This window comes from Alishewanella jeotgali KCTC 22429 (genome assembly GCF_000245735.1).
GTDB lineage: Bacteria > Pseudomonadota > Gammaproteobacteria > Enterobacterales > Alteromonadaceae > Alishewanella > Alishewanella jeotgali.
In genome coordinates this window covers 19,006-43,286 of record NZ_AHTH01000050.1, presented here as the reverse complement: position 1 = coordinate 43,286, position 24,281 = coordinate 19,006, and the positions used below count along the sequence as shown (strand labels likewise).

The 24,281-nt window shown below is 50.8% G+C and carries 34 protein-coding genes, 1 tRNA gene and 1 other RNA gene; 29 read left to right on the top strand and 7 right to left on the bottom strand.

Annotation, left to right across the window (positions count from 1 at the left end):
• Positions 1-38: 38 nt before the first annotated feature.
• Positions 39-542 (bottom strand): YgjP-like metallopeptidase domain-containing protein, encoded by a 504-nt coding sequence (locus tag AJE_RS16075; RefSeq protein ID WP_008951729.1) that lies wholly within the window; start codon positions 540-542, stop codon positions 39-41.
• 108 nt (positions 543-650) lie between these two features.
• Here AJE_RS16075 and AJE_RS16070 point away from each other — a divergent pair, with 108 nt between their 5' ends.
• Entirely contained in the window at positions 651-1,010 is a 360-nt protein-coding gene (locus tag AJE_RS16070; protein WP_008951728.1) for a hypothetical protein, read from the top strand.
• Between the two features lie 726 nt (positions 1,011-1,736).
• On the opposite strand, the gene AJE_RS16065 is transcribed toward AJE_RS16070, so the two are convergent.
• From AJE_RS16065 to AJE_RS16050, 4 genes are all read right to left on the bottom strand, one after another.
• Positions 1,737-2,777: an IS481 family transposase gene (locus tag AJE_RS16065; protein ID WP_008950454.1), complete on the bottom strand. Its 1,041-nt coding sequence runs from the start codon at positions 2,775-2,777 to the stop codon at positions 1,737-1,739.
• Between the two features lie 100 nt (positions 2,778-2,877).
• Positions 2,878-3,315, bottom strand: a complete 438-nt coding sequence (locus tag AJE_RS16060) for a hypothetical protein (protein ID WP_008951727.1) — start codon at positions 3,313-3,315, stop codon at positions 2,878-2,880.
• Positions 3,312-3,995, bottom strand: coding sequence for a hypothetical protein (locus tag AJE_RS16055; protein WP_008951726.1), 684 nt, complete (start codon positions 3,993-3,995; stop codon positions 3,312-3,314). Before AJE_RS16055 ends, AJE_RS16060 begins: the two co-directional genes overlap by 4 nt.
• Positions 3,992-4,630, bottom strand: a complete 639-nt coding sequence (locus AJE_RS16050) for a hypothetical protein (RefSeq protein WP_008951725.1) — start codon at positions 4,628-4,630, stop codon at positions 3,992-3,994. Before AJE_RS16050 ends, AJE_RS16055 begins: the two co-directional genes overlap by 4 nt.
• Before the next feature lie 179 nt (positions 4,631-4,809).
• Between AJE_RS16050 and AJE_RS16045 the strand changes: the two genes are divergently transcribed.
• Positions 4,810-5,316: a DUF4124 domain-containing protein gene (locus AJE_RS16045; RefSeq protein WP_008607912.1), complete on the top strand. Its 507-nt coding sequence runs from the start codon at positions 4,810-4,812 to the stop codon at positions 5,314-5,316.
• 971 nt (positions 5,317-6,287) lie between these two features.
• Here AJE_RS16045 and AJE_RS16035 read toward each other — a convergent pair.
• Complete coding sequence (locus AJE_RS16035; protein ID WP_138984253.1) at positions 6,288-6,929, bottom strand: helix-turn-helix transcriptional regulator; 642 nt, start codon at positions 6,927-6,929, stop codon at positions 6,288-6,290.
• Positions 6,930-7,074: 145 nt separating this feature from the next.
• On the opposite strand from AJE_RS16035, the gene AJE_RS16030 reads away from it, so the two are divergent.
• The 26 genes from AJE_RS16030 (at position 7,075) to AJE_RS15910 (ending at position 23,656) form a co-directional block, all read left to right on the top strand.
• Positions 7,075-7,377 (top strand): helix-turn-helix domain-containing protein, encoded by a 303-nt coding sequence (locus AJE_RS16030; protein ID WP_008951723.1) that lies wholly within the window; start codon positions 7,075-7,077, stop codon positions 7,375-7,377.
• The gene (locus tag AJE_RS16025; RefSeq protein WP_008951722.1) at positions 7,374-9,560 is read left to right on the top strand and encodes a Mu transposase C-terminal domain-containing protein; all 2,187 of its coding nucleotides are present in this window, start codon (positions 7,374-7,376) and stop codon (positions 9,558-9,560) included. Before AJE_RS16030 ends, AJE_RS16025 begins: the two co-directional genes overlap by 4 nt.
• 15 nt (positions 9,561-9,575) lie before the next feature.
• Positions 9,576-10,283 carry an AAA family ATPase gene (locus AJE_RS16020; RefSeq protein ID WP_008951721.1) on the top strand — a complete coding sequence of 236 codons (708 nt, stop codon included), beginning with the start codon at positions 9,576-9,578 and terminating at the stop codon, positions 10,281-10,283.
• A 102-nt stretch (positions 10,284-10,385) separates the two neighbouring features.
• Positions 10,386-10,895 (top strand): hypothetical protein, encoded by a 510-nt coding sequence (locus AJE_RS16015; RefSeq protein WP_138984252.1) that lies wholly within the window; start codon positions 10,386-10,388, stop codon positions 10,893-10,895.
• A complete protein-coding gene (locus AJE_RS16010; RefSeq protein ID WP_008951719.1) occupies positions 10,882-11,196 on the top strand; it encodes a hypothetical protein in 315 nt (104 codons plus the stop codon). Before AJE_RS16015 ends, AJE_RS16010 begins: the two co-directional genes overlap by 14 nt.
• Positions 11,193-11,420 carry a hypothetical protein gene (locus AJE_RS16005; protein WP_008951718.1) on the top strand — a complete coding sequence of 76 codons (228 nt, stop codon included), beginning with the start codon at positions 11,193-11,195 and terminating at the stop codon, positions 11,418-11,420. The genes AJE_RS16010 and AJE_RS16005 overlap by 4 nt, the downstream gene beginning before the upstream one ends.
• A gap of 13 nt (positions 11,421-11,433) precedes the next feature.
• A complete protein-coding gene (locus AJE_RS16000) occupies positions 11,434-12,063 on the top strand; it encodes a DUF3164 family protein (RefSeq protein ID WP_008951717.1) in 630 nt (209 codons plus the stop codon).
• Positions 12,060-12,533 (top strand): hypothetical protein, encoded by a 474-nt coding sequence (locus tag AJE_RS15995; protein ID WP_008951716.1) that lies wholly within the window; start codon positions 12,060-12,062, stop codon positions 12,531-12,533. Before AJE_RS16000 ends, AJE_RS15995 begins: the two co-directional genes overlap by 4 nt.
• Positions 12,534-12,536: 3 nt before the next feature.
• Entirely contained in the window at positions 12,537-12,812 is a 276-nt protein-coding gene (locus AJE_RS15990; RefSeq protein WP_008951715.1) for an HU family DNA-binding protein, read from the top strand.
• Positions 12,810-12,877: hammerhead ribozyme type II (locus tag AJE_RS18305), an RNA gene on the top strand. Before AJE_RS15990 ends, AJE_RS18305 begins: the two co-directional genes overlap by 3 nt.
• A 5-nt stretch (positions 12,878-12,882) precedes the next feature.
• Complete coding sequence (locus AJE_RS15985) at positions 12,883-13,536, top strand: hypothetical protein (protein ID WP_008951714.1); 654 nt, start codon at positions 12,883-12,885, stop codon at positions 13,534-13,536.
• Entirely contained in the window at positions 13,533-14,093 is a 561-nt protein-coding gene (locus AJE_RS15980) for a gp16 family protein (protein WP_008951713.1), read from the top strand. The genes AJE_RS15985 and AJE_RS15980 overlap by 4 nt, the downstream gene beginning before the upstream one ends.
• Complete coding sequence (locus tag AJE_RS15975) at positions 14,090-14,587, top strand: hypothetical protein (protein WP_008951712.1); 498 nt, start codon at positions 14,090-14,092, stop codon at positions 14,585-14,587. The genes AJE_RS15980 and AJE_RS15975 overlap by 4 nt, the downstream gene beginning before the upstream one ends.
• Entirely contained in the window at positions 14,580-14,999 is a 420-nt protein-coding gene (locus AJE_RS15970) for a Mor transcription activator family protein (protein ID WP_008951711.1), read from the top strand. The genes AJE_RS15975 and AJE_RS15970 overlap by 8 nt, the downstream gene beginning before the upstream one ends.
• 9 nt (positions 15,000-15,008) lie before the next feature.
• Entirely contained in the window at positions 15,009-15,935 is a 927-nt protein-coding gene (locus AJE_RS15965) for an AAA family ATPase (protein WP_008951710.1), read from the top strand.
• Positions 15,936-16,040: 105 nt separating this feature from the next.
• The gene (locus AJE_RS15960; RefSeq protein WP_008951709.1) at positions 16,041-16,622 is read left to right on the top strand and encodes a hypothetical protein; all 582 of its coding nucleotides are present in this window, start codon (positions 16,041-16,043) and stop codon (positions 16,620-16,622) included.
• Positions 16,623-16,697: 75 nt separating this feature from the next.
• Positions 16,698-17,249: a glycoside hydrolase family 108 protein gene (locus AJE_RS15955; RefSeq protein ID WP_008951708.1), complete on the top strand. Its 552-nt coding sequence runs from the start codon at positions 16,698-16,700 to the stop codon at positions 17,247-17,249.
• Positions 17,249-17,503 (top strand): hypothetical protein, encoded by a 255-nt coding sequence (locus tag AJE_RS15950; protein ID WP_008951707.1) that lies wholly within the window; start codon positions 17,249-17,251, stop codon positions 17,501-17,503. Before AJE_RS15955 ends, AJE_RS15950 begins: the two co-directional genes overlap by 1 nt.
• Before the next feature lie 2 nt (positions 17,504-17,505).
• A complete protein-coding gene (locus AJE_RS15945) occupies positions 17,506-17,727 on the top strand; it encodes a hypothetical protein (protein WP_008951706.1) in 222 nt (73 codons plus the stop codon).
• An 11-nt stretch (positions 17,728-17,738) separates the two neighbouring features.
• The gene (locus tag AJE_RS15940) at positions 17,739-17,939 is read left to right on the top strand and encodes a TraR/DksA C4-type zinc finger protein (RefSeq protein WP_008951705.1); all 201 of its coding nucleotides are present in this window, start codon (positions 17,739-17,741) and stop codon (positions 17,937-17,939) included.
• A complete protein-coding gene (locus AJE_RS15935; RefSeq protein WP_008951704.1) occupies positions 17,939-18,238 on the top strand; it encodes a DUF2730 family protein in 300 nt (99 codons plus the stop codon). Before AJE_RS15940 ends, AJE_RS15935 begins: the two co-directional genes overlap by 1 nt.
• A 1-nt stretch (position 18,239) precedes the next feature.
• Complete coding sequence (locus AJE_RS15930; protein ID WP_008951703.1) at positions 18,240-18,536, top strand: VpaChn25_0724 family phage protein; 297 nt, start codon at positions 18,240-18,242, stop codon at positions 18,534-18,536.
• Positions 18,533-19,105: a DUF3486 family protein gene (locus AJE_RS15925; RefSeq protein ID WP_008951702.1), complete on the top strand. Its 573-nt coding sequence runs from the start codon at positions 18,533-18,535 to the stop codon at positions 19,103-19,105. The genes AJE_RS15930 and AJE_RS15925 overlap by 4 nt, the downstream gene beginning before the upstream one ends.
• Positions 19,105-20,772, top strand: coding sequence for a hypothetical protein (locus AJE_RS15920; RefSeq protein WP_008951701.1), 1,668 nt, complete (start codon positions 19,105-19,107; stop codon positions 20,770-20,772). Before AJE_RS15925 ends, AJE_RS15920 begins: the two co-directional genes overlap by 1 nt.
• A gap of 12 nt (positions 20,773-20,784) precedes the next feature.
• Positions 20,785-22,350: a DUF935 domain-containing protein gene (locus AJE_RS15915; protein ID WP_008951700.1), complete on the top strand. Its 1,566-nt coding sequence runs from the start codon at positions 20,785-20,787 to the stop codon at positions 22,348-22,350.
• A complete protein-coding gene (locus AJE_RS15910; protein WP_008951699.1) occupies positions 22,337-23,656 on the top strand; it encodes a phage minor head protein in 1,320 nt (439 codons plus the stop codon). The genes AJE_RS15915 and AJE_RS15910 overlap by 14 nt, the downstream gene beginning before the upstream one ends.
• Here AJE_RS15910 and AJE_RS18580 read toward each other — a convergent pair.
• Positions 23,651-23,721 (bottom strand) — tRNA-OTHER (locus AJE_RS18580). The two genes, AJE_RS15910 and AJE_RS18580, sit on opposite strands and share 6 nt — an antisense overlap.
• A gap of 20 nt (positions 23,722-23,741) precedes the next feature.
• Between AJE_RS18580 and AJE_RS15905 the strand changes: the two genes are divergently transcribed.
• Positions 23,742-24,200, top strand: a complete 459-nt coding sequence (locus AJE_RS15905) for a phage virion morphogenesis protein (RefSeq protein ID WP_008951698.1) — start codon at positions 23,742-23,744, stop codon at positions 24,198-24,200.
• Positions 24,201-24,281: the final 81 nt, after the last annotated feature.

Here is a 24,281-nt window from a genome sequence, read left to right as displayed (position 1 = left end):
AGGGGCGCCTGGGGTTGGTCTTTCCCCGGCGCCCTTTTTTATGCGGCGCTGCCACTATCCTGCCAGGTAAGATAGAGCCGTAAATCAAACTCCAGCTGGTGATAAGCCGGTTCCATATACTGACACAGCTGATAAAAAGCCTTGTTATGTTCCTTTTCCCGCAGATGCGCCAGTTCATGTACCACCACCATTCTTAACAGCGGCAAGGGCAACTGCTTTAACTGACTGGCGATGCGGATTTCGTTTTTACTTTTCAGCTTACCACCCTGCACCCGGCTGATTTGGGTATGGGTACCCAGGGCATTATTAATAATATGGATTTTTGGATCGAATACGGCTTTACTGATAGGCTCGCTGCTTTTCATATATTGCCGCTTTAACACCTGAGTGTAATCATACAGGGCTTTATCGGTTTGAATATCGTGGCCACTTTGTGGATAGCGCTGGGCCAGTGTTGCCGCCAGCTTGCCTGCCGCCAGCAGTTGCTGCACCTGCTGGCGCAGCGTGTCCGGATAGCCGCGCAGATAAGGCAAGTCATGCATAAGAAATTCTTATCCTTTTGTCACAATTAATCTCGTGTTTACGCCATAGCGCTGTCACAAGGTAGGCCTAAACTGCGCACAGTTTACCTAACTTAACCGGAGATCGTGATGAAATTATTAGTTAATGCTGTGGTGTCGTTGACCGCCCTGTTCAGCCTGAATGCGCTGGCCAGCAATAACAGCTATGTTTACTCCAATATTGAGTACTGTCAGTTGCAGAGCCAGGCCGTTGCCAGCAGCCAGTTAGATGCCTATGCCCGCAAACTGGGCTTTGCGCCCGGCGTAAATGAGTGCCGTAGCCTATTGCAGCCACAATTTACCGCACAGGGCGAGTTGGAGTTGTCACAACAGTTACGTCAATTACAACGCGGTTCGGTGATCCGACTGAACAAGCGAGCCGAGCAGAAACTGGCTGCCCTGCCAGCGGCCGAGCGCGCTGAGGTGTTAAAGCGGTTTGGGTTGAGATAATAGCGCAGCAGGGTTTGGACCTTGCCCTCAACCCCTTCGGGGCCGCACTAAAGTGCGTCCAAATTCGCTGAGGCTTTCCTGCCTTAGTCCTTCGGATCCGCGCTCGCGCGGTCCAAAATTGTTCCAGACAATTTTGTGCTCCCGGCGAATTTGTCACTCGTGCCATCCATGGCACTCGCTCTTCGGGCGGCGGAGTCGAGCAAAACGGCTATCTTATTGTTCGACTATTTTGTATTTTGGGTATCCCGCTACATAATCCCACAATCAGTGCATAGCCGGAAATTGGTGGGTGTCAAAGAGAAAGGTTTGTTGGGTAAAAACGGCCAAACTTAGTTATGATTTTTTTGTATTAAGCACGGAGCTCAAGGTGGTCGTATTGCGAGATAAATTGCAGCTCATTGTGTGCCAGCGACGGCGCAGCTTTTGCCAATAATGCGCTTGGGTTAAACCACAGACACGTGCAATCATCGATGGGGCGTTGGGATGGCTCACTTACCAGGCTTTGTGGATTGCCCCAATGTGAATCACACCAAAATCCATCCGTCGCACACACAATCTGGCTATCATCAGGGAGATCGAATTGAAAATACTCTGGCTGAAAAGTGCGGTGAAGCTTCAAACACCGCGTCAAGATATGGCGACTTGGTGAAGATTTTAGCTCGTCAGTAAAGTGTACTAGCTCAGACTTGATCTGACAGTTACCAGTTTTTCACGGTGTCTGTCAGATTAGATTTGAGTCAGATTTTTCTGCACCCAAACCTGCTTTCCATCCAGCAAAGTATCCATTGGCGTTCTGCCATTGCACATCTTGCCTTGATGAGTTCGTTCATTGTTGTAATAAACCAGCCATTCGTCCAGATCTTTTTGTAGCTCGGCTAGGTCTCCATAGAGCTTTTTACGGAACGTAACCTGATAGAACTCCTGCAATATCGTCTTGTGGAACCGTTCGCAGATCCCGTTAGTTTGCGGCGACATGGCCTTGGTTTTGGTGTGGTCGATGTCGTTAATCGCCAGATATAGCTGATAATCGTGCTGTTCTACTTTGCCGCAGTATTCTGTACCCCGGTCAGTCAGAATGCGCAGCACAGGCAAGCCCTGAGCCTCATAGAATGGCAGTACTTTGTCGTTGAGTAAGTCTGCTGCAGTGATCGGCGTCTTGGTGGTATACAGCTTACAATGCGCGACTTTACAGTAGGTATCGACGTAAGTTTGCTGGTAAATCCGGCCAACACCCTTCAGGTTGCCAACGTAAAACGTATCTTGTGACCCCAGGTAGCCAGGATGGGCAGTCTCAATCTCACCACAGGCTTCATCGTCGTGTTTTTTCTTCTCAAGGGCGGTAATTTGCGCATCTGTCAGGAGTATACCTTCATCGGCAACCTTGGCTTCCAGCGCCTTCAAACGCTTCTTAAAGTTCTCCAGATCGTGTCGTAGCCAGATAGAACGAACACCGCTGCCAGAGACAAACACGCCTTGTTTACGCAGCTCATTACTGGTGCGGTGCTGGCCATGAGCAGGATACTCGATAGCATAATCAATAACCGCCTTTTCTATGGTTTCATCCACACGGTTTTTGAGGTTTGGTGCTCTACGGCTTTTATCGATAAGAGCATCGACACCACCTTCAGCGACAAGCTCCTGATAGCGGTAAAACGTGTCACGTGACACGCCCATAACCTTGCAGGCTTTTGATACGTTATTAAGCTCCTGAGCTAAATTCAGCAGCCCAGCCTTGTGTTTAATTATCGGATTGTTAGTATGCAGCATGAGAGTTACCTTTTGTTTTTGATTACGGATTCGACACCCATATCAAAACTGGTAACTCTCATCTTTTCAAGTAGATGTGTCAGATTAAGTCGAGACTAATTCAAGTAAAGGGTACAAAAACATTCGCCGCGGTATGAACTGGCGAAAGCCAATTCAGAGCACCTCCTCGCAAACAGCCCATTCTCACATCGCCGGCACAATAGCCCCATACCCGCTGCGCATCAATAAACGCCACCGTGATACTGACACATCCGCCGCTTAGCTGCTCATTGAGCTTCCCAGCGAAGCATTGCAGCGTGTTCAATAATGATACTGGCTCTGTAGCCAGTTCAGAGCAGGCTATCGCATCATCGACAGACGTTTTAAAGGTCGTTAATAACATATTTTTTGGCAAGGGGCGTGACGTTGAGATATCAAACATCGCCAACAACAAGAGATCTTTAAAGCGAAATATTACCGTCGCATCGTCATAAAGCAGTTGAGCAGATCCTGGCAACGCAATAAAGCCTTCAGGCTGAGCGATATCTGCGGCGCTCATAAACAGGCCTCAATGCGTTCAAAAATGAGTGACTCCCGCGCGCTATTGTTCCCTGTCGCGCTTTGCACGGCATACTCAAAATTAGCATCGTCAAGCAGCGCTTGAAGCTGAATTCGAATAAAGTCTCTAAGCTCCCCATCAACCGCGTTAACCTCAGCAACAATTTCTGCGCGTCCATCAAAGATATTAATCAAATCCTCAATATCGTGGCTGGATAGCGCATCACCGTTTCCCCGCCCTAAATACGCCTCAAGCTTGGTGGCCACAAAATAAACCGGCTCGACGAGCTTAATAGTGATCGCCTCAGTCAGCGTAAAATCCCGAGCAGTTGCCATCGCATCACGATACCAACGGTTGCTAAACCCAAGAATTCTGTCGTCATCCGGCATAAAGTCTACTTTAAGCCGCCCGAGCATCATCGTGCAAATAACGTCCTGCTCCATTGACTCACGAAAGCCTAATTGCCGCAAACGCTCAGCAAGTTGAGCCCAGGCACCAAAACCTCCAGCATGCACAATTAAGTCAACATCATCGGTATATCGAACCTGCTCTTTGGTGAAATCATCAGTTAGAAATAGCCCGGTGGTACACCCGCCGATAAACACGACCTGGGGCAGCAATTCATCCAGAGCAGTGGCCACCTGGACTAGCATCTCTTTTTGGAAATTGATCTTACTCATGAGCTTACCCGCAAAAGTTTACGCATCATGTCGATAGCGATCCCTCGCTCCCGGGAATGGCCAATCCTAACAGCATCGGTTAGCGCTAATAATGCGTACGTTAAATCATCTGTTCGAATAGCGGCAAAGATATTTTCATGTAACGGTTGAACAGCCACACCTTTAGTCTGCCCTTTGAAATAAGGCCAGATTGGTGCGAGCTCCCCGGAAGTCATTAACTTACCTTGCAGAACCGGCGCAGCAATTGATGTGGCGATCCCACGGGTCACCTCGCCTTCTTTTGCAGGAAAAACGTATTGGATACCGTATGCGATGAATTCAAGCAGCGCACGAGTGTTGGTTTTGGGTAAGCCGGTTTTACGATCGGCTTTTGCTAGGCCTACGTCAAACATTCGTTTTAGACTTAAGCTAACTTGAGATTTGCTGATCCCCGTGTCCTGCTCTAAGGCTCTTACGGAAAACAGACTCTCAGTGAAGGCAACAGGTGGCGCATCGTTATGCAGAAGAGCATCGCCCAGCCAATCGATAGACGAATCATGCGGTACAAGCAACTCTGCATCATACCGATTAGGATTGATCCAGCGCTGTGTGAGCGACTCTATTTTGAAGAGCACGACGATATCTTGACTTTTCATATTAACCACCAACTGAAAGTCCTATGTCCTAGGACGCGGGACAACTTTCAGTTATATATCGTAAAAAGTCAAGACCTTGTTTTTAGCATTAAGTGGTCGGAAAGGCAGCAGTCTTTGAACTTTTAACTCAGTAAGGCTACTATTCTTCGGTACATAACAAACGGACTTGAGGTTGCACTATGCGCAAGCTATTAATTGCCACCACGCTGTTATTCCCCGTGTGTTCCTATGCACAGGTGTATAAGTGTGAAGTCAATGGCGTTGTAAAATACAGCCAGCAGCCCTGTGCTGATAATGCAGAGTTAACCCAATATTCAACTGAAAACTCAGTTCAATCTGATCCACCCCAAGTAAACGATAGTGTAACACAAACGGCAAGGCCGACCCAACCTGCAGCTAACCATGAAGCTGAATTGGCACGTATTAACGAGTCAATCAGGAAGCGGAACATCAATACGGAAATTACCCGGTTAACTGCTGAGCGCAATCGTAAGATGCGAGAGCGTGACCAAAAAATGGCACAACTTCGCCGAACCAAGCAATCAGCTGCAAATAATCTGGCCGGTGCCACCTGGGAAGAGTCACTGTCAAAAGAGATGTCTGCAGTAGCTATGCAATACGATACCGACATCCGTTCTCTGGATAACCGCATCGATAGATTGAGAGAGGATTTAAAGCGCGATTAATCAGCTTCTGATTTGTTGCGAGAACCTCAACTGGCTATATGTTGTTCCCGAACTGTTAACATTAAGGGAGTTTTATGGCCAGCTTAAAGGGTGTTTGCGCAGAGGGTTTAGACTGTTTAAAAATCGATGCTTTGTTTAAACGAATAGAGCAATTTAAGTCGTTAACGGTATCAAACCCAGACCTGCTTTGCTTGATGAACTCAGCGGAGGAGCTATTGCACAGGCAGTCAGAAACTGGAGTTATTCATACGACAGCTGTGGCCTTAATAGTGAATGAAGTAGCTAAGCACCCGGACTGCCCGAATTTTCTCAAACTAACCTGCGGTTGCAAGTCGGCACTTTCTCAAACTAACCTGCGGACTTTCTCAAACTAATCGCGCGGCTACAATAAGGCCCACGCTTTTGGCGTGGGCCGAGAGAGGGATTGCCAGCGCCATCCTTGGCGCTGGCCCTCCGGGCCGCACTAAAGTGCGTCCAAATTCGCTCCCGGCGAATTTGTCGAACCGCAGGGTTCGAACCAAGTCCTCAGTTGTAACTGATAGGAAAGAATGAGAAAGCGGGAATAAACAAAATTTGCCGGGAATAACTGGGAAAGCCACGTCAGATAAGGGTTCAGATAAAAACCCGCAAAAACACAGCTGCAGGGTAGTTTGAGAAAGTCGGAAAAAATCTCACCAAGATCCGACTTTCCACCTGGCACACAGTAGTAAACACAAATGAACCTATCTAAAACCGCTCAAAGCCCTTTTAAATAAGGTTTTGGCCGCCGGGAACCTACCACAGAAGAACGCTAATTTAATGCTATATCAGATCCGACTTTACCAGGCTAACTCGGATCTTTGATCCGACTTACAGTTTTAATGATCCGACTTCGCTGCAGCCCTTAATTTAAAAGGGGTTAAGCTGATAGCCTACAGGAAAGCGCGAAAAACTAACTCGGATCGGAAAACAACCCAAGATCCGACTTTCCACTATATATAGCTAATCGTACAAACAACCTTGCCATGCACTTTAACCAGGTCGCGTTGGTCGCTAGAAACAGTTAAAGGCGCACCGCCCTGCCCCTCTGCAACCAGGACAATTGACCCAGCTAAGCCAAACTGTATTGTTCGAACTACCGGGCCAGTACCGTAATCAATCAGATAGCTAGCCCCATCCTGGATGTCTCGGTCTTCTATCGAAATCATCGCAAAACCGACTTTGCCATCTTCGATATTAAACAATACCAAATCTCGCCAATCGATATTAGCCGGTAACAAAGCCTCATCTATATATAAGTAGCGGTCCTGACCAAACAACTTAAGCCTGGGAAGCTTCGCTGCAGGAGTTACACTAATAGAATATGCTTCTTGTTGTTCTGTAACCATCAGATGCTGATCCTCAGCAACCTTACCCAGCTTCCCTGCCAACAATCGCTTATTTAACAGATCGGCAAAGCTGTGGCCCGTTTCTATAGCCAACTGCGCCAGGTAATCCACATCAGGCAAACGTCCATCTTGTTCATAGCCTTTAATCGTATTCACGTGCAACCCGGTTTTCTCGGCCATGGCAGGTCTGGACAAAGATTTGTCTCTTACAACCTTAATGAACTCTCCAAACTCGTTTGAATCCATGAAAACACCAAAAAAAAGACAACTATTTGTCTTTTTTATTCAATGACATAATTTAAACAAGACAAATATTTATCCTGCTCACCTTGCTAAAGACAATTTTTTGTCTTTAAAATGTATATATGCAGACATTTTAAAGGACAAAAAAATGGCCGATCTGGATTGGCATAACGCAAAAATAATTGCGGAACTCAGGATGAAAGCCCAGAAGTCACTCCGGCAATTATCCGAAGAGAATGAGTTATCTCCAAACACCCTGGCTCAAGCCTTACAACGCCCCTATCCAAAGGCAGAACGCATTATTGCTGCCGCCATTGGAGTGTCGCCGCAAACGATCTGGCCATCTCGCTATAACACTGATGGTAGTACTTCGCGCCGCAAAGGCAAAAGAAGCATAGCCAAAAGTAATCCTGATTATATAGCAATAGAATACAAAGGCGGCAAAAAATGACTATGGCGTTGACTGCACAGCAAATTGCAGCAGCCATGTCTGTTGCTGATCGTACCATCAGGATCCGCGCTAACAAGGAAGAATGGCCGTTTGAGCTACGTTCTGGCCGTGGTGGAAGTATCAGATATTACCCTGTCACTGATTTACCAGCTGACGTTCGCTCTGCCGTTATGGCAGGCATACCGCCCGAAGCTACTATCCACGAAAAGGCCAAAGCCCATACAGCTAAAACCGTTGCCAAACAAAAGCTAATCTCAGAAGTTAATCAAAGCCGCAAAGCTGAGGCTGTAATTGCCCTGGCAGGAATGCACGGCAAAGCAAAAGAACGTGCAGAAACAGCGCTTACCATTCTTAAAGCTGCAGAGCAGTTCGCTAAAGTCGCATCGAGCCCAAAAACCGTAGCCTGGCAAAATTTTGTTGCCCTCTATCAAAGCCGACAGCTGGATTTACCCGATGAAATCTATCAGCTAAAGCCAAGCATCGGCTTTAGTACCCTAACCCGCTGGGAAAGTGACTATAAAAAGAATGGCATTACCGCTCTTGCCGGCAACTACGGCAAAAACAAAGGCAATGGTTTAATCGACTCAACGCCAGAACTGCAGTCATTTTGCCTGGCGATGATCCGCGAATATCCGCATATCAAAGGCGATGCGCTATACGAGGCGCTAAACACTGAGTTTGGCAACGACTACACCATACCAGCCCCAGCAACATGCCGCGCCTGGCTGCGCCGCTGGAAAGACGAAAACCAAGAATTGTTTATGTCACTCTGCGATCCAAGTGGCTGGCAGAACAAGCGCATGGTTGCATTCGGTAACAAAGCCTTTGCTGTTAGCAAAATCAACCAGCTGTGGGAGTTCGACAGCACACCGGCAGACGTCATGCTCAAAGACGGCCGTTACAGTATTGTCGGGGTAATTGACGTTTTCACCCGTCGCGTAAAGTGCATTCTACGCCCAACTTCCAACTCCGAAGCCATCGCCCTATTAATCCGGGAAACAATCCTGGACTGGGGCTTGCCGGAAGTCGCCAGAACAGATAACGGCTCAGATTACACCAGCGCGCATATCGTTAGTGTTTGGGATGCACTGGGCATCGAACATGACGTAACCAACCCATACTCTGGCTGGGAAAAACCTTTTATTGAGCGCTTTTTCCGTACGTTCTCCCACGGCATTGCTGAGTTATGCCAAGGCTATATTGGCCATAACGTTGCCGATCGCCAAAAAATCAATGCCCGTTTAACCTTCGAACAAAGGCTGTTAGAGCGTCGTAAAAAGGGCGAAGACAAGATCGCATTAAACGTCGATTTAACAGCAGAGCAATTCGAAGCCTTTATCAATCAATGGATAAACAACCACTACCACCACGCCCGGCACAGCACCCTTAAATGTTCGCCATTTGAGAAGTTTGTTAATCACCAGCAGCAGATCCGCCGCTTGGATCAACCGCAAGTGCTTGATGTGCTGCTGGCTCCTGTACCAGGTAACAAAGGGTTTCGCACAGTTGGCAAAAGCGATGGTATCCAGGTTGAGGGTGGGTCATACGTTCACCCTGAACTGGGCGCCTATATTGGTGAGCGGGTTTATTGTCGCTGGAACCCAAAAGACATTGGCAAAATTTACGTATTCCATGCCGTTAAACACCACTTTATCTGTGAAGCGGTAAACCCTGATATCGCCGGCAATGGCCTGGAGCTGCAAGAAATTGCTCTGCAAGCCAGAGCTATCCAGCGCGCACAACAACGCGAGCGTCGGGCTGAGTTCAAGAAAGCCACCAAACAGCATCATGTCAGCGACATTGCACAGCGGATCCTGAATTCCAAAGCCGAGCAAAACGGCAACCTGTCAGCTATGCCAAAACGCTCTGAGCAGGTCAGTACCAATCTCACCCAGGCGGCCGAGGCGGCTATTGCTGCCAGCAAAGCTGCTGAACCGGCCTATACAGAGCAGCAGCTTTCTGAGTTCGAAAAGCGCCGCAAAGAGCTGGAAGCACTGGAGCAAAAAGCGCCTACCCCTGTTTTTAGCAGCGATGCCCATAAAGCCCGCTACCTCACTGAGCTGAGTGTCAGCACCGATTTACCCGCCGTTGAGAAAGCCTGGTTGCACGACTACCGCCGTCGCAACAAGGCCGCAGCACGCATGCTCGACGACATCTTAACCAGCAAAAAAGCAATCAAGTAACGGAGATACACCCCTATGAAAACTGTAGTAGCCAAAACTAAAAACGTATTAGCAGCATTCGATGCCTATCAAATTTTGAATGATGCCGCGCAATCCGGCACACCAGCTATTGGTATGTTTACCGGCGTAGCTGGCCTAGGCAAAACCACCGCAGGCAGCTGGCTGTTTGTGCAAGCCGATGGCGTTTTAGTGCGCTGCATGATGTCAGACACCTTGGGCACTTTCCTGGAGCGTCTGGCGCAAGAATTGGGATTAGATCAGCGCCAGCGCAAAGCCGATATGCTGCGTTATATCGTGCATGAGCTGAGCATTACCGGTAAACCGCTATTTATTGACGAGTGCGACTACATCGCCGAACGCAAAGACGTTCTGGAAACAATCCGCGATATCTACGACCTGGCAAATGTGCCAATCATCCTGATCGGCTACAACCAGCTGCCGAAAAAGGTAAAGCGCCTGGAGCAGCTTTACAGCCGCATTTCTCAGCACGTGGAATTCCGTCCGGCAGACATGGACGACATCATCACCATGGCCAGCGAAATGGTAACCGATACGGTTATCGAGCAAGACCTTCTAGCTGAGCTGCTACAAGCTTCTGCCGGCAATTTCCGGCGCATCCACACCGGTTTAAGTGCTATTGAAGCCTTTGCCCGCTCCAACGAAATGCAACGCATCAGCGCCCAGCATTGGGGCGATCTGCCGTTCTTTCCTAGCGTGAAATAACTGTTAGGAATGCGCCAAATGAATAACAAAACACTCAGCCAGCGCGCCTGGGAGTGGATTAAAAGTCAGCCAGACTTCGGCAGTGCCGAGCTGGCGACTCACATGGACGTCAGCCTGAAATCCGCGCAGATGGTCATTGGCCATCTGCAGGAACTCAAGGCAATAGAAACCGTAAGTGTTGGCGTTAAGCCCGTGGTTTACCGGGCTGTTCAGGGTGCTACGCCCCACTTACCAGGCAAAAACCAAACTGCAGTTCGCCCTAAAAGCCAACGCCAGAAAATCTGGCAGGCCATGCGCTTTTTGGGCGAGTTCACTATTTCAGATTTAGAGGCTGCCTCAGAAAGCAGTCGCTGCAGCATAGAGCGCTTTATCAGTGATTTAGTGCGCTTCGAATACGTGATCATCAAACGTGGCTTGCAACTTAAAGCCCCAATGGCCCAGCGCACCGGCAGCCAGGTGCGTTATCGCCTTGCAAAGAATACCGGGCGCAAGTACCCCATTGCCCGCACCAACGAACTTTACGACCAAAACCTAAAAGCACTGGTGCCAAAACCAGTACGCAACCCAAAGACCCAAAAGAAACAGAGGGAGCTGAACCATGCAATGGCTTGATTTATTGCGCCAGAAAGTCACCGAGCAAGGACGCCGGAAAGTGGAGGCTGAATTAAATATCAGTAAAACCACGTTAAGCCAGGTACTTAACGAAAAGTACCCAGGCAACCTCGGCAACATCGCAGCAAAAGTAACCGAAGCCTACAGCACTGAGCGGGTTATCTGCCCGGTGCTGGGTAGCATAACAGTACAGCGCTGTGCCACCGAACAAACCAAGCCCTTTGCAGCAACCAACCCGCAGCGCATCAAGCTTTGGAAAGCCTGTCAGAGCTGCCCATTAAATAAGGCCAACAAACCATGAACCCAGCCAACAAACTCGACCAACGCAATGTACCGCTATACCTGCGCGGCCTTGGCTGCCAGGTACTGCGGGTAACCTCGCGCAAATCCCGCGCAGTAATTCAAATCGACCGGCCCATCCCGCAGCTGCAGGAACGGGCCGCCTCATTCACTGAAAACGTTAACGGCCAGCAGCGCCAGGCGTGGTTCGTCCACGTCGATAGCTGCCTGGTTTACTGGCATTAAAAAGGAAACCACCATGAACCTGAACCAAAACACCACTCCAGCCGGTTACTGGCAAGACGCCAAAGGCGCGTTAATTCCAGTCGACAAAATTAAACCTATCGATCGCGCCCGCGACGAACTGGTTAAAGAACTGGTCGCAAAGTCTTACGAGCTAAGCGCTTTGCTTGCGGCTTTTAAACAGCAGGCGTTTGCCGATATCGCGGCCTTTGTGCAGCTCTCTGCCGAAGAGTACAACGCCGAAGTCGGTGGAAAAAAGGGCAACCTAACCCTGTATACCTTCGATGGCAGCTACAAAATTGTGCGCGCCATTAGCGAAAACATCCGCTTTGACGAGCGCCTGCAAGCCGCCAAAGCACTAATTGACGAATGCCTGAAAGACTGGACTGCCGGTGCCAGCTCAGAGTTAAAAGCCATCGTTAACAGCGCTTTCGACGCCGACAAGCAAGGCAACATCAGCACAGCCAAAATCCTCGGCCTGCGCAGGCTGGATATCAAAGACGCGCGCTGGCTCACCGCCATGACAGCCATTGGCGAAGCCATCCAGGTGGTCGGTAGTAAGGCTTATATCCGCGTTTATGAGCGCATTGGCGACACCGACCAATACAGACAAATCCCTCTCGACTTAGCGGCGGTGGCGTTATGAGCATCGCCCGCTCAGAAGAGCTAATCCAGGTCGAAATGGCAGTAGCCATCAGCCTGGAAGAAAAGTACGGGACCAACAACCCAACTAAAACCTACGAGCAAGGCGTCTATGACGCCCTGCACTGGGTGCTGGGCGGCCCCCAACCTCACAACCACATTGAGGAAAAGCAGATGGAATTGAATCAATCCGATGAACGGGTGCTAGAAAACTGGATAGCCGGCACCGTGAAAGCCGAAGTCGTGCCCGAAGTGCCGCTAGTGGATGCCGAGTACGAAAACGACCGCCTGGTACTGCTGGCCCACGAGTCGCCAACCCTCAGCCAAATGGTACGCGACACTCTGGCCGAAATGGACGAACACGGCGACAGCCACCACGCAATTTGGCTTGGCTCATTTCAGGTTGGCCGCCCGCGCACTCAGGTGCAGCTGGTAATCACCCAAAACCCTGACCTTTGGATAGACGAGGACTAAGCCATGAATAAATCGCAGTTAATTAACGAACTGGCCGTGCAGGCCAGTTTAACCAGAGCCGGGGCCGAGCGCGCGGTTAATACCATGCTGAACATCATCACCCAGCAACTGCAGGCCGGCAGCAATGTAACGATTCAGGGCTTTGGCACCTTTAGCCCGCGCCATGCAGCCGCACGAACTGGCAAGCATCCGGTAAGCGGCGAACCAACGCACCAACCAGCCTGCGTTAAAGCAGTGTTTAAAGCATCGCAGCAACTTAAAGACAGCTTAAACCCATAGCGAAACGCCCAGCAGTAGCGGGCGTCTGCCGGTGGTGGTTCACCGGTACTGATGAGCAGCCGAGGATGATATGAAAGAACAATTGCTACAGCTCTTGCTTCAAGCTTTTGACGAACGGATTAAAGCAGAAAAGGATATCAAAGCTGAATGTGAATATGACTCAGCCCATTGGCATCACGCTTTTGGGAGAGTTGACGGTGTGGGTGCTGGTAGATTTATCGTTGAAAAAGTTTTCCAGGAACATGCTGAGCTGATTGAGAGCGCCCACAAACGTAATACAGCCCTAATAGTCGAGCTTAACGAACTGTGCCAACAGCATGGTATTGGCAAGATAGGTGATTCAGTAGTGCAAGCGCTTAAACACTACATAGAGCAGAGCAATGAGTTTTATCAGGCAACTGAGCTCTTGCTTATTAGTGAGATAGGCGATTTCTTTGCTGCACATGGCGGGATGCTTACAGTACAGCAGGCACAACAAGAGCTTATTACACGAGTTAAAAGGGTATGCACGCATGTTAAGTTGCAAGCGCAACATAAACCCCCTGAGCAAATTTGTGAAGGGATCACTGATGGTTTTGGAACCCGCGACACCTGTAAAAAGTGTGTGAAGTTTAAACCGGAACTAGCCAAAGCTATTACGAATCCTGTTAACCCAGATATCTGCCGCTGGCGAATTGCCGGTAAATGCTTTGTCCAGTTTAAAGCCAAGGCAGGTGCAAAATGACAGCAACCAACCCTAACCCGCGCCGCAGCTTAATCACCAAAATCCATATCGCCCGTACTCAGCTGGGTATGGACGATGAAAGCTACCGCGCCAACCTGGCACACTATGGCAACGGCAAAACTAGCAGCACGGATATGACCATACCCGAGCTGGAAACCGTGCTGGAAGCCTTTAAAAAACTCGGTTTTAAACCGGTTAAAAAGCCCGGTAAAGGCCGTTTAAGCCCCAGCTCAAAACAAGGCCCGCAAGACGAGCGCAGTGCTATCCGCGCTATTTGGATCTTTATGCATCGTGCTGGCTTTATTAACGACGGCAGCGAAACCGCCCTTAACAGCTGGGTGCAACGCATGACAGCGCAACAGAACGGCGGCGCTGGCATTAACGAAGTGCAATGGCTACGTGGTGAAGATGCCGCTAAAACCCTAAACAGCTTAAAGCGCTGGGCCCGTCGCTGCCTGTTTGAAGATCTGAAAAAGCGCGGCTATGAGCCACACCCGCAAGATAGCTACGCCTATTTGCTAAAGCGATGGGAGCGCATTAACGGGGCCATGCTATGAAGTTAAGCCGCTGCCCTGTTTGCCATTCCAATATCCACCTGGATCAGCTGGTGGCCGATGAAGCGGGCCGCCAGTTACTCGGCCAGTTCGCCCGCATGAACTACAAACTGGGCGGCAATATGGTCGCGTATCTGGCCATGTTTCGCCCTGCCAAGCAGGACTTAAGCAACACTAAAGCGCTAACGCTGGTGCAGGAAACACTGGCCTTAACCAGTAACCTGCCCGCGCTGGCCGACGCGCTGGAGCAAGCGGTGGCAAGCCTGCAACAAAGCCGCATCAACGGCACTGGCAAGCAACTGACCAACCACAACTACCTGAAAAAAGTGCTAACGGCCCGCCTGGGCCAAATCGCCGAGCAGCAACAACGCGACGGCCACAGCACAGTGGAAATTAAAAATCAGGTAATCACCAACGACGAACACGAGCGCCAAAAGTGGCAACAGCAAATGGAGCGCTACGGGTTAAAAGTAAACAAGGTGCCTAACAATGACTGAACAGCAACTGGATGCCTTTGCCGACGACGATTTACAGCAGCTGCTAATCGACCTGGAACAGCTGCCACCAGAGCAGCGCAGCGATGCAATTAACCGCATCCCAGCCCAGCTGCAGTCGCTAATGGCATTGTTTGAATCTGAGCTAAAGGGCCATGTTAAACAGCCAGAGAACCTGGCACAGCGTCTGGTAATTGAGCTGGCTCACTACCTTGGTGGGATCCAAACCTATATACCGCGCAACGACAGGCTGAAAACACTGCTGCGCAATATCGCCATTTACAACGCCCATAACAAGGGCGCCAGTATTCGCAGCCTGGCAGAGAGCCACCGCCTAACCGATATGCAAATTTACAGCATCATCAAAGAGCAAACCCAAATCGAGCGCGCCCGGCGCCAATTCAAACTGTTTTAAGGAAAAACCATGTTCGACTTTTTATTCAGCCAGGCACTGCGCCCCAGCGACTTTGAACGCCAAACCGAATTCCTGATCCCAGGCTTTCTGGCTAAAAATATGATTACCCTGGTCTATGCCGACGGCGGTATGGGTAAAAGCTGGCTGGCCTTTGCCGTGGCCAAAGCCTGCAGCGGCTACCAGAAAGTAATTTACCTGGACTACGACAACCCGCTAAACGTGCTAAAAGACCGTGGCGTACAAGAAAAGCTAATCAGCAATCGCAATATCTACTACGTGCAGCGCAGCAAAAGCGTGATGTCAGCCCCTGAAATGCTTGACGCCCTGGACGCCAAAGCCAGCGGCACCACCTACGCCAACACCCTGATCCTGGTAGACAGCCTGCGCAACTTTGGCGACGTAATGCACGACGCCCGCGCCATGGCCATCATGGATAAGTTTATGAACCTGCGCGAAGCCGGCGCCACCATCATGATCCTGTCGCATGCCAATAAAGACGGCAAGAACTACCAGGGCAGCAACAATATCCGCAACTCGGTAGACAATATGTACCGGCTAAAAAAAGTCGATGCCGCACCAGGCGAAATCGCCTTTGTGCTTACCCCAACCAAGGAGCGCGCCGCCATTACCGAGTGCGCCTTTAGTGTTCGCACAGCCGATTTACAGCTGCAGGGGATCGACGTAGAAACCGCCCGCCTGAACGCCGACGAACTGGACTTTATCACCCAGGCTAAAGCCGCTATCGCCGACCAACCCGGCATTAACAAAAAAGCCTTGCTGGAACAGCTGGGCTACGAGCAAGACGACAAAACCGCCCGCAATAAACTGGACGCCGGCGAAGGTAAACACTGGCAAAGCAGCAAAGTTAAAGGCGTTTACACCTATCAGCTAATGCCAGATCCAACTGCTACCAGCGCTACAAGCCCCGCGCATTAAGCCAGTTGTAGCACTTGTAACCGTTGTAAGCCTCGCTAGTCGGGGCTTTTTATTTCTGGCAAATAACGCTAAGCTTTCCCAGAATTTACTTAAAAAGGACTTACTATGAAATGGATATTACTTGCGATTGTTGCTTTAGTGGCCGGCTTTTACTTAGTGCCCGTTACCGTTAATGGCTCTGTTTACGTGGTTACCAATAGCCGCGAAACCGTAAATATGCCACTTACAGAGGTACGAGCCTATGACCGGAACGAGTTTCTTAAAGTATGGCGCGAACAGTCGACTTTCCGATTAAATCAAAATTGTGGCATAGGCTTAACCAGCGCAGAGAAAGACCAGATGGACTTACGGCGCTTAAGGGAAGGCCCTAACCGCGTACCAGATTGGCAAGAAATGGACGATATCTATAAAGCGTGTAGCTTCGAAGCATTGATCTGGGACAACCCAAAATATCAGCCGCTGGCTACTCTGGTTACTGATAAAAACGGAGAGTTTAGCTTTAAGTCTAAGCGCTTTGCAGACGTGATAATTTTCTCCAAAGGCTCCAGAAAAGTAATTGGTAACGACGAGAAATACATTTGGCTGCAGAGTGTACCGTCTAAAGCGCTGGCATTTAGCCACAAGGTAGAGCTAAATAATACTAACCTGGTAAATGAACTCCGCGCAGTCGACTATCCAATTAATTAGCAAAACCCTTTAATCCAGCTACCAACCACCCCTTAGCGATACTGACAGTACCCAAGTTACTGTCCGTATCGCACCATGCCAGCACCCACACTTAACACCTACAGCCATGACTTTCAGCACGCCGTTGCCTTTGTGCTAGCAAAAGAAGGTGGCTATGTGCAGCACCCGAGCGATCCGGGCGGTGAAACCAATTTTGGTATATCAAAAAGGGCCTACCCGCATGAGGACATTGCTAACCTTACTGAGCAGCGTGCTGCTTTTCTGTATCACCGTGATTACTGGCGTGCTGTACGCAGCCACGAACTCCCAACCGGCATCGCCCTGGCTGTCTTCGACGGCGCTGTGCAGCACGGCACCGTTACCGCCGCCAGGCTACTGCAAGAAGTACTTGGTGCCAAAGTCGACGGCATCATTGGCCCTAAAACCTTACTGGCCGCCAGACAGGCCGACACCGAATGGCTTATTGCCCGTTACGTTTTACGCCGGGCAAGGCTATACGCACGCATTCAGGCTAGAGATCCAGCGCAAGCCGTGTTTATTGAAGGCTGGTTTAATCGTCTGCGCGACCTCACCGACGCCTGCTGGCAAGTTGGCTATGCCGCTTTTAGCGGGTCGAGGGCCGCCTGATGGGTCGCAACTGGGACTGGAGTTTTAAGCACGGCATCGAGCGCCGGCTGGAAGCCGAAATACTGGCCCACAAAGCCGGTACCAAAATCAGTGCCCCACCGCTACACAGCCACGACGCCACCATGCAAAGCCAATTCGAACGCGGCTGGCATAGCGTCACCCCTGTTGAAATACAGCGCGCCATTAACCCACCGCCCAGCATTGGCGAAGCGCTACGCCAAAACCAACGCCTGCGCGACATCTTAGGGATCTAACCATGGTTAGCAAACTGCTCAGCATCGCCGGTAAAGCCGCCAAGGCCATCGTAATGCACATGGCCGTTAAGTATGCCGCCGAATTGCTGGTAAAAAACGTTATTGCTGCCGCCGAACGCGCAGCTAAACAAACCGATACCGACATTGACGATCAAATTGTTGCCGCCTTAAAAGCCGAGCAATCCGTGATCATTAAGCTGGTAAATACCTCTGCTAAGGATTAGCCGTGCCCGATATGTTTGATAGAGCTGCCGAGCTAGAGCAGCGCCAACGCGATCAGGCGCTAAAGCACGCGCTTAATCGCCCAACCGAAACCCCGCGCCAGGATGAAACAGGCCGCTATTGTATTAGCTGTGGCATCCAAATACCCAACCAGCGGCTGGCTATTGTGCCTACTGCCGTGCGCTGTGTTAGCTGCCAGCAGGAGCATGAGTAATGGACTTTATCCGCGAATGGTGGGCCGTGATCTGGGCCGCAGTACTAACCGGTTTTAACGTTATCCAGCTGCTGCTGGCCAAAACTTATGCCCGGCGCGAAGAACTGGAAACCGTAAATATGGCCGTCGAGCAATTAAAAACCAAAGTGGCCGAGTTACCAGACAGCCGCGAAACCCACCAGCTACGGCTAGAAATAACCGAGCTAAGAGGCGAAATGCACGCCCTGCGCGAGCAGCTTAAGCCAGTGAATCATTTGGCTAACCTGCTGTTAGAAGAACGTTTAAACGTCAGGAGATAACATGGCAATGCAAAGAATTATGCAGGAAGACCGCCGCCTGGTGATCCTGCGTTCGCTTAATGAGTTGGCAGGCTACGAAGCCAACGAATCCATTATTAACCAATGCCTGGAAGCTTATGGCCATAACATCAGCCGTGATGCAGTGAGAGTAGAGCTAGCCTGGTTAGAAGAGCAGCAGCTACTTACCTTACGAGATGTATCAGGCTATATGGTTGCCAGACTAAATAGCCGTGGTGCCGACGTTGCAACCGGCAAAGCCACAGTACCAGGGGTTAAAAAACCAAGGCCAGCACTATGACGGACAAAAAGAAAAACCGTCGTAGCAAAGTGGAACTGCTGCCGCTGGAAATTCGCGACCAGCTTAACCGCATGATCCGCGATGGTGAAATGCTGCAAATTGAAATTGTCGACGCCGTAAACAAGCTGATTGCCAGTAAAGGTTTACCGGACGACCAGCAGCTGAGTAAAAGCGGCCTTAACCGCTATGCCAAACGCATGGAAGATATAGGCGCAAAAATCCGCCAAAGCCGAGAGGTAGCCGAAGTATGGACGGCAAAGCTCGGCAGTGCGCCAACGTCAGACGTCGGCAAGCTGCTGCAGGAAGTGGTGAGAACCCTGGCGTTTGAAACCTCCATGAACATGGCCGAAGACGGCAAACCCGCTGAGCCTAAAGCCATCAGTCAGCTGGCACTAGCAATTCAGCGTGTGGAGCAAGCCGCTATGGCCAGCCATAAGCGTGAAACCGAAATCCGTAAAGCGTTTGCCACAGAAGCGGCCAACGCAGTAAGCGAAGAACTGCGCGGCGAAGACGGCATGAGCGAACAGCTCGAAGATAAGATCCGCAACATTCTATTGGGTAAAGCCTAATGGCCACCGCAACCAAAGCCGCGAAAATCAAAGGGCTTACCGCCACCTCTGCCCCCCGCAAAATTAACCTGCAGGAAGAGATGGAGCTATACGGCGTAGACGTACCGCAAGACATTGGCGATGCGCAGCCCGCCAAAGAAGCGGTGTTTTTGCCCTATCAACAGCGCTGGTTTGAAGACGAATCGCAAATCATGATCGCAGAGAAAAGCCGCCGTACAGGTTTAACCTGGGCAGAAGCTGGGCGCAATGTGATCAACGCCGCAAAGCCGCGTAAGCGTGGCGGCTGTAATACTTTTTATGTCGGCTCAAAACAGGAAATGGCACTGGAATATATCGCCGCCTGCGCCCTGTTTGCCAAGGCATTTAACAGCCTGGCAGAAGCCGACGTATACGAGCAAACCTTTTGGGACAGCACCAAAAAAGAAGAGATCCTGACCTACATGATCCGCTTTCCCAAGTCTGGCCGCAAAATACAGGCACTAAGCTCTCGGCCCAGCAACTTACGGGGTTTGCAAGGCGATGTGGTAATTGACGAGGCGGCATTCCACGAATCATTAGAAGAGCTGCTTAAAGCGGCTCTTGCACTTACAATGTGGGGCAACAAAGTGCGGCTAATCAGCACGCACAACGGCGTAGATAACGCTTTTAACACCTATATCCAGGAAGCAAAAGAAGGTAAAAAAGACTACTCCGTCCATACCATTTCGCTAGATAGCGCTATTGCAGAGGGGCTTTATAAGCGCATCTGTTACGTAACGGGCCAAACCTGGTCACCAGAAGCCGAGCAAAAATGGCGCGATGGCCTGTACAAAAACGCCCCCAATAAAGAAAGCGCCGACGAAGAATACGGCTGTATACCCAAGAAATCAGGCGGTAACTACCTGTCGCGGGTGCTTATTGAAACGGCCATGGTGGCCGATCACAGCATTCCAATCCACCGTTTTGAAGCACCAGAACACTTTGAAACCTGGACAGAGGAAATGCGCCAGGCCGAAGCACAAAAGTGGCTGGAAGACGTTATCAAACCCGAGCTTGATAAACTCAGCTGGACAGACCGCCACGTACTGGGCGAAGACTTTGCCCGCATAGGCGACCTGTCGGTATTCGTGCCGCTGGCCATCAAGCCAGACCTGCGCAAGCGCGTACCCTTTGTTATTGAGTTGCGCAATGTACCTTACAACCAGCAATGGCAAATACTGCTTTACACCTTGCAAGGCTTACCCCGCTTCTGCAATGCGGCTTTTGACGCCACCGGCAACGGCGGTTACCTGGCAGAGCAAGCTGCCCTTAAATTTGGCAGCGAAGCCATCGATAGCGTGCATCTTAGCGCAGGCTGGTATGGCGAGTGGATGCCAAAACTTAAAGCCGAATTTGATTCATTCAACTTGGAGCTGCCACGACACCAAAGCACGCTGGACGACCTACTAAGCATCAAGGTCGTAAACGGCATACCGCAAATTGATAAAGGCCGCCAAAAGGATCTGGAATCCAAATCCGGCAAAGGCAAGCGCCACGGCGACTTTGCGGTGGCTTTAGTTATGGCTATTAGAGCGAGTTGGATGGAAGGCGGTGCCATCGACTTTACCAGCCTACCCGGCAAAACCGACCTCTATGGCCATGTAGACGAAGACGACGACATCACCCAGTCAGCATCAGGCTGCTGGTAACAGGAACCCACCATGAAAAGCACCATAGTAGACCGTTGGGGCCGCCCCTTTGAAGGCGATCTGGAAACCCCGCAAACCGAAGCCGAAGCGCGCCTGGCGCAATTACATCGTCATTATGGCGGCCACCCCAGCAGCGGCTTAACACCCGCCCGAGCTGCGAATATTCTTAAAGAAGCTGAGCAGGGTAACCTGGTTGCTCAATGCGAGCTGGCCGAAGATATGGAAGAAAAAAGCGCGCACATCCAAAGCGAACTGGGTAAGCGCCGCTTATCGCTACTGTCAGTACCCTGGAACATTGTACCACCCCCTAATGCGAGTGCAGCTGAAAAGCGCGATGCACAAATGATAGAAGAGTTGCTACGCTCAGCCGTCTGGCTGCGCGATGCCATCTTTGATGCATCCGACGCCATTCTAAAGGGCTATAGCAATCAGGAACTCACCTGGGAATATATCGAGAAAACCCACGTTATCAGCCAGTGTGAATTTCGTGATCCGTCATGGTTCCAAATAAACCCCGACAAACGTAACCAACTGATGCTGCGTGATGGCTCACATACCGGTATGGCATTACGACCATTTGGCTGGCTAAGCCATACCGCCAAAGCGAAAAGCGGTTACCTCGAACGCCGCGGCCTCGTGCGGGTATTGGTCTGGCCGTATTTATTTGCCAACTATTCTGTCAGGGATCTGGCCGAGTTTTTAGAAATCTACGGCCTACCCATTCGCCTGGGTAAATACCCCAGCGGTGCCAGCGAGCGCGAGAAGCTAACCTTATTACGGGCGGTAATGAGCATTGGCCACAATGCTGGGGGCATTATTCCCAAAGGTATGGAAATCGACTTTCAAAATGCTGCAGATGGGCAAAGCGATCCCTTTATGGCCATGATTGCCTGGTGCGAAAAATCCATATCTAAGGCCGTGCTGGGCGGCACGCTGACCACCCAAGCCGACGGTGCCAGCAGCACTAACGCTCTGGGTAATATCCATAACGAAGTAAGGATGGAGATCCGGGATGCCGATTTAGCGGCCCTGGAACAAAGCTTTACCCGTGATATTGTATATCCCTATTACGCACTTAATGGCACCTCATTTCGTGATCACCGCCGCCATCCCCGTTTACAGTTCGACACAACAGAGGCCGAAGACTTACGCGATCTAGCCTACCCATTGCGTGCCTTCGTTGGCATGGGTATGCAGATACCTAAAGCCTGGTTGCATGAAAAAACCAAAATACCGCAGGCGCAAAAAGGTGAAGACGTACTGGAGATTATCGACACTGCACCTATGCCATCAGCCCAACTCAAAGGCATGGCGGTGCTAAAGGGCAACGCTACTACCCAGTTCGCAGACCAACAAGCGCTGGAAGATGCGCTGGACGCGCTCAGTACTGGCCAGTTTGACGAGCAAATGCTGGGCATTCTAAAGCCGGTATTTGCAGCCGCTGACAAAGGCCCCGAGGTGTTAAAAGCCGAACTGGATAAGCTGTGGCCAGATATGGACGACAGCTTATTAACGCAGCGCCTGGCGCAAGTGCTGTTTGTCGGAGAACTGTGGGGCCAGTTAAATGCCAACAGCTGATCTGCGCTTAGCCTTTGATATGCCACCTGCCGATGCGGTGGCTTACTTTCGCGCCAAGGGCTTTGAAATATCCGACAACTGGTGGGAAGTATGGCAGCGCTCGCACGCTAAAGCCTTTACCGTCGCCAAGGCGATGCGGATGGATGTACTGGAAACCATCCGCAAAGAAGTCGACGCCGCACTGGTCAATGGTCTAACCCCTAAGCAGTTTGTCGATAACCTGGCGCCACAGCTGCAGGCAAAAGGCTGGTGGGGCAAACAAACCTGGGTAGACGAAGCCGGCACCGCCCGCAATGTGCAACTGGGTAGCGCTTACCGGCTGCGTAATATCTACCGCAATAACCTGCAAACGGCCTATATGTCGGGCCGCTACCAGCGCCAGTTGGCCAACGCCAAAGATCGCCCCTACTGGATGTATGTGGCGGTAATGGACGGGCAAACCCGCCCGGCCCACGCCAACCTAAACGGTAAGGCATTCCGTTATAACGATCCCATCTGGCAATACATTTACCCGCCAAATGGCTGGGGCTGCCGTTGCCGCATCCGGGCCCTCACCGCTAAGCAGCTGGAACGCATGGGGCTGCAGTTAGAAAATGGCAGTAGCTATATCGAGGAAATCACTGCCGAGGCGGGCGTTGATACCCGCACTGGTGAAGTGATCCAAGTCGACCACGTACGGCTTAATTTGCCTGGTGGCAAAACCATGACGCCAGATGTCGGCTGGGCCTATAACCCCGGCGCAGCAGCCTTTGGTACGGATCAGGCCGTGGCCAAGAAGCTTGCTACCGTCGAAAGCATCGAGCTAAAAACGCAGCTGGTGCAGTCGTTAAACAACAGCGAGCTACGCCAGGCGCAGTTCGCCAGCTGGGCCAGTAAAGCGCTAGACATGCGCCGCGCCGGCAACAGCGTACAGGCTCTGGGCTTTATGCAGCCAAGCATTCAGCAGGTCGTCGCTACCCGCTTAGGCCGTCAGCCAACTGCCCTGCTGGCAATCGGTGAAAAGCAGTTACTGCATGCCGACAGTGCCAAACACATCGCTCAGGGCAAAGCATTGAGCAAGCCCGAATACATGCAGCTGCCACGCATGCTGGCCAACCCGGAGGCTGTTATCTGGGATAAGGCGCACAATAACCTGTTGTATATCTACCCATCGAGCGAAAACAGCAAGATTAAGATCGTAATCAATACCGGCTGGAAACAGAAGAAACAACAGCCATTAGACACAGTGATTAATGCCTACAAGATAGAAGCGTATCATTTGCTGGAAAGTAACTATGAAGTGCTGGAGGGGACAGTGGGCAGCTAATGGTGGGGGTCGAACCCACATAAACGATGCAAGCACCGCCGCTTTACCATTAAGAGTACATTAGCTGCAGTAATGAGTATAAAACATGACCAATAAAATTACCATCGAACACAATAGCCAGGCGGTAATCGACGTATTGCAGCAGCTGCTGGATAACCTGGGCGACTTATCGGAGCCGATGCAGCGCATAGCCGCAGAGCTGGAAGACGCCACCGAGCAAGCCTTTGCTGATGAGGCCAACCCATCCAGCGGCGAAGCTTGGCCAGTACTGTCTGACGCTTACCTTAAAGCCAACCCCAAGCGCAAGGGCGGCAAGATGCTGCAGGCCAGTGCCGGCGGCCTGGCAGCGAGTATCGCCAGCGAGTACGGCGATAACTGGGCGCAGATAGGCAGTAACAAGATTTACGCGGCTATCCACCAGTTCGGCGGTGAGGATGATATGGCCCCCGGCCCGGCCGCCATCCCGGCGCGTGAGTACCTGGGCATCAGCAAAGAGACCGAGCAGAATATCCTGGATATTTTGGAAGAATACCTGCTTTCGTGAAAACGCGCTAAAACGCTCCAGGTAGCGCTATGAGTTGAAATTGCTATCAGCGTATCAGTTAAAACCATTTAAACGATTCTG

Coding starts and splice junctions, on each gene's coding strand:
- AJE_RS16075 (WP_008951729.1), bottom strand. CDS start 542: ATGCATGACTTGCCTTATCTGCGCGGCTATCCGGACACGCTGCGCCAG.
- AJE_RS16070 (WP_008951728.1), top strand. CDS start 651: ATGAAATTATTAGTTAATGCTGTGGTGTCGTTGACCGCCCTGTTCAGC.
- AJE_RS16065 (WP_008950454.1), bottom strand. CDS start 2,777: ATGCTGCATACTAACAATCCGATAATTAAACACAAGGCTGGGCTGCTG.
- AJE_RS16060 (WP_008951727.1), bottom strand. CDS start 3,315: ATGAGCGCCGCAGATATCGCTCAGCCTGAAGGCTTTATTGCGTTGCCA.
- AJE_RS16055 (WP_008951726.1), bottom strand. CDS start 3,995: ATGAGTAAGATCAATTTCCAAAAAGAGATGCTAGTCCAGGTGGCCACT.
- AJE_RS16050 (WP_008951725.1), bottom strand. CDS start 4,630: ATGAAAAGTCAAGATATCGTCGTGCTCTTCAAAATAGAGTCGCTCACA.
- AJE_RS16045 (WP_008607912.1), top strand. CDS start 4,810: ATGCGCAAGCTATTAATTGCCACCACGCTGTTATTCCCCGTGTGTTCC.
- AJE_RS16035 (WP_138984253.1), bottom strand. CDS start 6,929: ATGGATTCAAACGAGTTTGGAGAGTTCATTAAGGTTGTAAGAGACAAA.
- AJE_RS16030 (WP_008951723.1), top strand. CDS start 7,075: ATGGCCGATCTGGATTGGCATAACGCAAAAATAATTGCGGAACTCAGG.
- AJE_RS16025 (WP_008951722.1), top strand. CDS start 7,374: ATGACTATGGCGTTGACTGCACAGCAAATTGCAGCAGCCATGTCTGTT.
- AJE_RS16020 (WP_008951721.1), top strand. CDS start 9,576: ATGAAAACTGTAGTAGCCAAAACTAAAAACGTATTAGCAGCATTCGAT.
- AJE_RS16015 (WP_138984252.1), top strand. CDS start 10,386: ATGGACGTCAGCCTGAAATCCGCGCAGATGGTCATTGGCCATCTGCAG.
- AJE_RS16010 (WP_008951719.1), top strand. CDS start 10,882: ATGCAATGGCTTGATTTATTGCGCCAGAAAGTCACCGAGCAAGGACGC.
- AJE_RS16005 (WP_008951718.1), top strand. CDS start 11,193: ATGAACCCAGCCAACAAACTCGACCAACGCAATGTACCGCTATACCTG.
- AJE_RS16000 (WP_008951717.1), top strand. CDS start 11,434: ATGAACCTGAACCAAAACACCACTCCAGCCGGTTACTGGCAAGACGCC.
- AJE_RS15995 (WP_008951716.1), top strand. CDS start 12,060: ATGAGCATCGCCCGCTCAGAAGAGCTAATCCAGGTCGAAATGGCAGTA.
- AJE_RS15990 (WP_008951715.1), top strand. CDS start 12,537: ATGAATAAATCGCAGTTAATTAACGAACTGGCCGTGCAGGCCAGTTTA.
- AJE_RS15985 (WP_008951714.1), top strand. CDS start 12,883: ATGAAAGAACAATTGCTACAGCTCTTGCTTCAAGCTTTTGACGAACGG.
- AJE_RS15980 (WP_008951713.1), top strand. CDS start 13,533: ATGACAGCAACCAACCCTAACCCGCGCCGCAGCTTAATCACCAAAATC.
- AJE_RS15975 (WP_008951712.1), top strand. CDS start 14,090: ATGAAGTTAAGCCGCTGCCCTGTTTGCCATTCCAATATCCACCTGGAT.
- AJE_RS15970 (WP_008951711.1), top strand. CDS start 14,580: ATGACTGAACAGCAACTGGATGCCTTTGCCGACGACGATTTACAGCAG.
- AJE_RS15965 (WP_008951710.1), top strand. CDS start 15,009: ATGTTCGACTTTTTATTCAGCCAGGCACTGCGCCCCAGCGACTTTGAA.
- AJE_RS15960 (WP_008951709.1), top strand. CDS start 16,041: ATGAAATGGATATTACTTGCGATTGTTGCTTTAGTGGCCGGCTTTTAC.
- AJE_RS15955 (WP_008951708.1), top strand. CDS start 16,698: ATGCCAGCACCCACACTTAACACCTACAGCCATGACTTTCAGCACGCC.
- AJE_RS15950 (WP_008951707.1), top strand. CDS start 17,249: ATGGGTCGCAACTGGGACTGGAGTTTTAAGCACGGCATCGAGCGCCGG.
- AJE_RS15945 (WP_008951706.1), top strand. CDS start 17,506: ATGGTTAGCAAACTGCTCAGCATCGCCGGTAAAGCCGCCAAGGCCATC.
- AJE_RS15940 (WP_008951705.1), top strand. CDS start 17,739: ATGTTTGATAGAGCTGCCGAGCTAGAGCAGCGCCAACGCGATCAGGCG.
- AJE_RS15935 (WP_008951704.1), top strand. CDS start 17,939: ATGGACTTTATCCGCGAATGGTGGGCCGTGATCTGGGCCGCAGTACTA.
- AJE_RS15930 (WP_008951703.1), top strand. CDS start 18,240: ATGGCAATGCAAAGAATTATGCAGGAAGACCGCCGCCTGGTGATCCTG.
- AJE_RS15925 (WP_008951702.1), top strand. CDS start 18,533: ATGACGGACAAAAAGAAAAACCGTCGTAGCAAAGTGGAACTGCTGCCG.
- AJE_RS15920 (WP_008951701.1), top strand. CDS start 19,105: ATGGCCACCGCAACCAAAGCCGCGAAAATCAAAGGGCTTACCGCCACC.
- AJE_RS15915 (WP_008951700.1), top strand. CDS start 20,785: ATGAAAAGCACCATAGTAGACCGTTGGGGCCGCCCCTTTGAAGGCGAT.
- AJE_RS15910 (WP_008951699.1), top strand. CDS start 22,337: ATGCCAACAGCTGATCTGCGCTTAGCCTTTGATATGCCACCTGCCGAT.
- AJE_RS15905 (WP_008951698.1), top strand. CDS start 23,742: ATGACCAATAAAATTACCATCGAACACAATAGCCAGGCGGTAATCGAC.